Annotated in this window: 5 protein-coding genes; all 5 read right to left on the bottom strand. The window is 43.1% G+C overall.

What is annotated here, in order from left to right:
* Positions 1 to 300: 300 nt before the first annotated feature.
* The 5 genes from D0T84_RS21440 to D0T84_RS21420 all read right to left on the bottom strand — a co-directional run bounded on the left by D0T84_RS21440 (position 301) and on the right by D0T84_RS21420 (position 4163).
* A complete protein-coding gene (locus D0T84_RS21440) occupies positions 301 to 1608 on the bottom strand; it encodes a thioredoxin family protein (protein WP_163309972.1) in 1308 nt (435 codons plus the stop codon).
* Positions 1609 to 1615: 7 nt separating this feature from the next.
* The gene (locus D0T84_RS21435; RefSeq protein ID WP_163309971.1) at positions 1616 to 2878 is read right to left on the bottom strand and encodes an RNA-directed DNA polymerase; all 1263 of its coding nucleotides are present in this window, start codon (positions 2876 to 2878) and stop codon (positions 1616 to 1618) included.
* Between the two features lie 72 nt (positions 2879 to 2950).
* Positions 2951 to 3256: a DUF1566 domain-containing protein gene (locus tag D0T84_RS21430; protein WP_163309970.1), complete on the bottom strand. Its 306-nt coding sequence runs from the start codon at positions 3254 to 3256 to the stop codon at positions 2951 to 2953.
* Between the two features lie 176 nt (positions 3257 to 3432).
* Positions 3433 to 3843 carry a DUF1566 domain-containing protein gene (locus tag D0T84_RS21425; protein ID WP_163309969.1) on the bottom strand — a complete coding sequence of 137 codons (411 nt, stop codon included), beginning with the start codon at positions 3841 to 3843 and terminating at the stop codon, positions 3433 to 3435.
* Complete coding sequence (locus tag D0T84_RS21420) at positions 3783 to 4163, bottom strand: four helix bundle protein (RefSeq protein WP_163309968.1); 381 nt, start codon at positions 4161 to 4163, stop codon at positions 3783 to 3785. The genes D0T84_RS21425 and D0T84_RS21420 overlap by 61 nt, the downstream gene beginning before the upstream one ends.
* Positions 4164 to 4469: the final 306 nt, after the last annotated feature.

The raw sequence follows: 4469 nt of genomic DNA, 5'->3' as shown, positions 1-4469 counted from the left end.
ATAAATACTTTGAGCCTGTCCAAAGTATCTTCCAGTAAGAGGATTGCTTCGCGTGATTTCTCAATGATGCTGCTGCCAGTACCATTTTCAATACATCTGAGACTCCGCAAAGCCTCGTCTTTCATTTTCGTTACAAAATCAATCATAAGCTTCATTTTTAGTTTGTGAATAAATGTATGAACTATGGTAATGCCCCAAAGGACACTGTTTCCCAATTTCCTGATTTTCACTTCACTTTGCTTAGCTTATTACTTCTTATTTTGCATCTGAATATTTAGCTTTAAACTTTTCACTCATCATTCATAACTCACCTTCTATAACCTCTCCCACTGCAAAATACATCCCCTCTAACTTATTATCCTTATCCAACAAATAAAAAGACGGAGAACCCACCACATTGTAATTCAAGAAATTCTCTCCCTCAAATCCTTTGAAATCACACAGTTTATCTTTCCATTGGAAGTCTTTGATGCCGTTCTCATACTTCTTTTTGTCCGTATCGGCAGCGATGGATACCACCCGGATACCTTTTTCTTTCAGTTGGGGATAAAGCACTATCAGGCGGAACATTTCATTGACACAGCTTGCACAATCTGAATCGTAGAAAGCGACTAATGTTCGGGAGTGGGGCTCCATTGTGCGGCTCAGTCCCGCAATGTCGGGCATGGCTTTGCTGTTTTTGGCACGGTATGCACCTAATGCCCGTTGAAGGTTTCCGATGGAAGGTGCGAAACGGGGATGAACCGCAGCGAGGATACCATCCTGCGCCTCACGCCAACCGAAACGCTCCGTCTCGGTGATGCAACCTGCCAAGAAGGCTTCGTAATAAGGGGCGGGCAGCCGTTGCAATGTGCGCTGTATTGAAGCTGCATATTGCTGTTGCTTATCTTCTCCGGCGGTATGGTTGAACAAGCTGATATAGAAGTTCAATACGCTGCCCCACAACTGCCCCGATGTATATAGAGAAGCAATATCCAGTGTTTCCTCCATTTCCTTGCGGATAAAGGCAGCCCTTTCGCTATCCCGTTTTTGTTCGGTGTCGAAAAGGCGGTTCATAAAATCGACCAGACGGTAATATTTAGCCGAATAGAGGGAAGATGAGTTAATCTCTTTATCTAAGGCCTGCATTGCAGCCTCTACTTTTGCCTGTTCGGGCTGAATAGCCGACAGGACAGGCGAACCGGCATCGAATAGCTGGTTGCCTGCCTGTAGCCAAGCCTGCTGCTGCACATAGCGGCTCTGGTTTGTAAAGATATATTTGAGGAAGGAATTTTCTTTGGAACCGGAGAAACTGACAGTTTCGGTATTCAGCTCGGAAGCATCGCACCGGACCGAAACAACAGCTTCGGCAACGACTAATTCCACTCCGCCCGCACCGGGAACAACCAATGCCGCCATACCCCGGTAATCGGTTAGCGGAATATTGAAGGTAGCCTTACCCGAAGCGTCTACCACGGACAATAAGGAATCGACCTTCGCCCCCGAAAAATAATAGAGTCTGGCGTCTTTATTTGCCAAGGGCGGCGATTGCAGTTGTACCTGTTGGGCAGCAAGGCTGCATATACCGGCAAGACAAAAGGAAATACTTATGAAAAATTTTCTTATCATAGATATCTTAATTATTATTATCTTCATAAAATTTATTGGGTACCGGCGAAATATTCACCAGTTTGGTATAATCGTTTGCAGGATGCAGATAACGGTCAAACTTTGCCGACATCGAATACAATATCTTTTTGCGCAACCTGTATGTACGGTAATGGCGCATAAAACCCAAATAGGAATTGACGGACGATTGCAGATGCTGCACTTTACCGTATTCGAGGCGTGTATCGGTCTGCCTTACACGGTGATTCCACTTTCGAACGGATTGATACAAGTTATTCTTTGTCCGTTTATCAATATATATGCGTCCGGGCATAATAAATGCTCCTGTAAATTTGGTTCCCTTGCTATAATGTTGCAGTTGTATCTTCTTGGGATGCAACACTAGGTCGAGTTCATTGCGGAGGAAATCCCTGATTACGGGAATCAGGTTTCGCAGGAATGTTTTATTGGGATGAACAATTACAAAATCATCCACATATCGCGCATAATAGCGGATACCATGTTCCGATTTGATAAAATGGTCGAACGAACTTAAATAGAAATTACCGAATATCTGGCTCGTCAGGTTTCCGATAGGCAGTCCGCGCATTTTTCCCTGTTGTCCGAATAGGCTTTTGTTTGACGGCAAACCTTCCCACTTTCGGCGGCTACTTTTTATTATGCAACTTTGTGTACAGTCGTTCATCACGACCTTATATACCAAAGACAATAACAGATCCCTATCGGGTTCATGATAGTTGCAGCCGATCAGTTCGTGTAGTTTGTCAAATAATATATCGCGACGGATGCTCATAAAAAATCCCTGTATATCCATTTTCAAGACATAACAATCGCGGGTATAGTTTTCGGAACAGGCACGTATGAAACGGTCTACACGTTTTACCCCAAACAGTGTACCGCGCCCTTTACGGCAACTGTAACTGTCATAGATAAAATCTTTCTCGAACAAATGAATGAATTTATTGATTATAAGATGATGTATCACCCGGTCGCGAAAATCGCCGGCGAATATTTCCCGCTTGACAGGTTTTTCTACGATAAAGGCTATACTGCGGCCTACACGATAACTGCCAGCGTTAATCTCCCTCCAGAGTTGTATGAGATTATTTTCATAATCCAGTTCAAATTTCAGGGCATTGCCTGTCTTGCGCTTATTTTTGCGACAACAATAATATGCCTCGAACATATCGGACAGAGCTATTTCGCCCGGCTCACATACATGATCTTTAAAAGTGTCGTTTTCCTCGAAGTTCAAAGTTAGTTGGCTCATTTTTTTATTTTATTTTGTTTACAAACCAAGGTATCAGCCGCCATACTCCATTTTTATTACATTCCTTTTTTATCATCTCCTGACACAACGCACATAGTTGTTGTTCGTCTTATTGTTCCTGTTCGCATACTGGTTGTTGAAGTTCCAGTTCCATGCGATGGTACCACTGTACTCGGTACTACTCCAGTAGTTGCTAGTACGCAGTTGTAAATAGCCACTGATTGATCCCGCACCGATACACGTATCCGCGGTATTGCTGTTTACCGGGCATCCGGCAACATGATTTACCGAAGGAGTATAAAACCTCCGGTGGGCTATCGAGTTAATATATTTATTTTCGCTCACTCCGCCGGGGCTTGCCCCTGCAGATTCCGGCATTGATGTATTTACCTTGTAAGCAGCCGATACCCGTTTGTATACTTTATCTGTTATACCAAAAGTACTTACTCTTTATTGTCGTCCTATAATAGCCATTCGATCTCATTTCTATTCTTTTTCTTTTTACAAACCAAGGTATCAGCCGCCATACTCCATTTTTATTACATTCCTTTTTATCATCTCCTGACACAACGCACATAGTTGTTGTTCGTCTTATTGTTCCTGTTCGCATACTGGTTGTTGAAGTTCCAGCGCCATGCGTAGGTACCACTGTACTCGGTACTACTCCAGTAGTTGTTAGTACGCAGTTGTAAATAGCCACTGATTGATCCCGCACCGATACACGTATCCGCAGTATTGCTGTTTACCGGGCATCCGGCAACATGATTTACCGAAGGAGTATAAAACCTCCGGTGGGCTATCGAGTTAATATATTTATTTTCGCTCACTCCGCCGGGGCTTGCCCCTGCAGATTCCGGCATTGATGTATTTACCTTGTAAGCAACTGATACCCGTTTGTATATCATTAGTTTCTCAATGATTTGCCCTGATTGTTCACCACGTTGGCGGCACTCGATTTTCGCCATCCTGTAAGTTGTCGTCCTATCACATCCATCTGCTCCCAAACTCCGGCTTGCTGCGACGGAGAGATAAGTTTCATATCGACGCAAAGCCTGAGCTCTAATTTAAGTAGTTCGAAACTGTCATTCAATGCCAGCAGATCCGAAGTCTTGTCTACCGACGAATTGGCTTTGAAAATAAACATGACCATATTCATGGCATTGGTCTTGATATCCTGTCCGATGGTGTATTTGTACTCGCGGTTGAAATTCCGTGTCATTCGGAACAGATCCAACAACAGTTGGTAACAAGCTTTGTAAATGGGTAGTTCGTAATAAAGAGCCATAATATTTTTTATTTTAATATTCTTTTCGTTATGCCGAGTGATAACTAAACATTTTTTTAGTTACAAGTTACGAATAAACGAGTTTCAATTATCTCTGATAACTGAATGAAATCAATACTGTCCTAAATAAAAATAGCATTTCCAAATGCCGGCTTGCAAATATGTTCAGGCGATGGTTCAGCTATATTCTGGAAAAAGGACCCCCTGCCGATATTCGGGAGCTGGTTCAGGAGGTTCAAGGAATGGATTGTCGAGCCAGTACTGCAAATCTATCTTTACGTACAGATTGAGCCTGATGAAAGCAAC

The sequence above is a fragment of the Dysgonomonas sp. 521 genome (genome assembly GCF_010501055.1).
Classification (GTDB): Bacteria; Bacteroidota; Bacteroidia; order Bacteroidales; family Dysgonomonadaceae; genus Dysgonomonas.
Note: the sequence above shows the minus strand (reverse complement) of the source record. Positions and strands in the feature narration are given on the sequence as shown.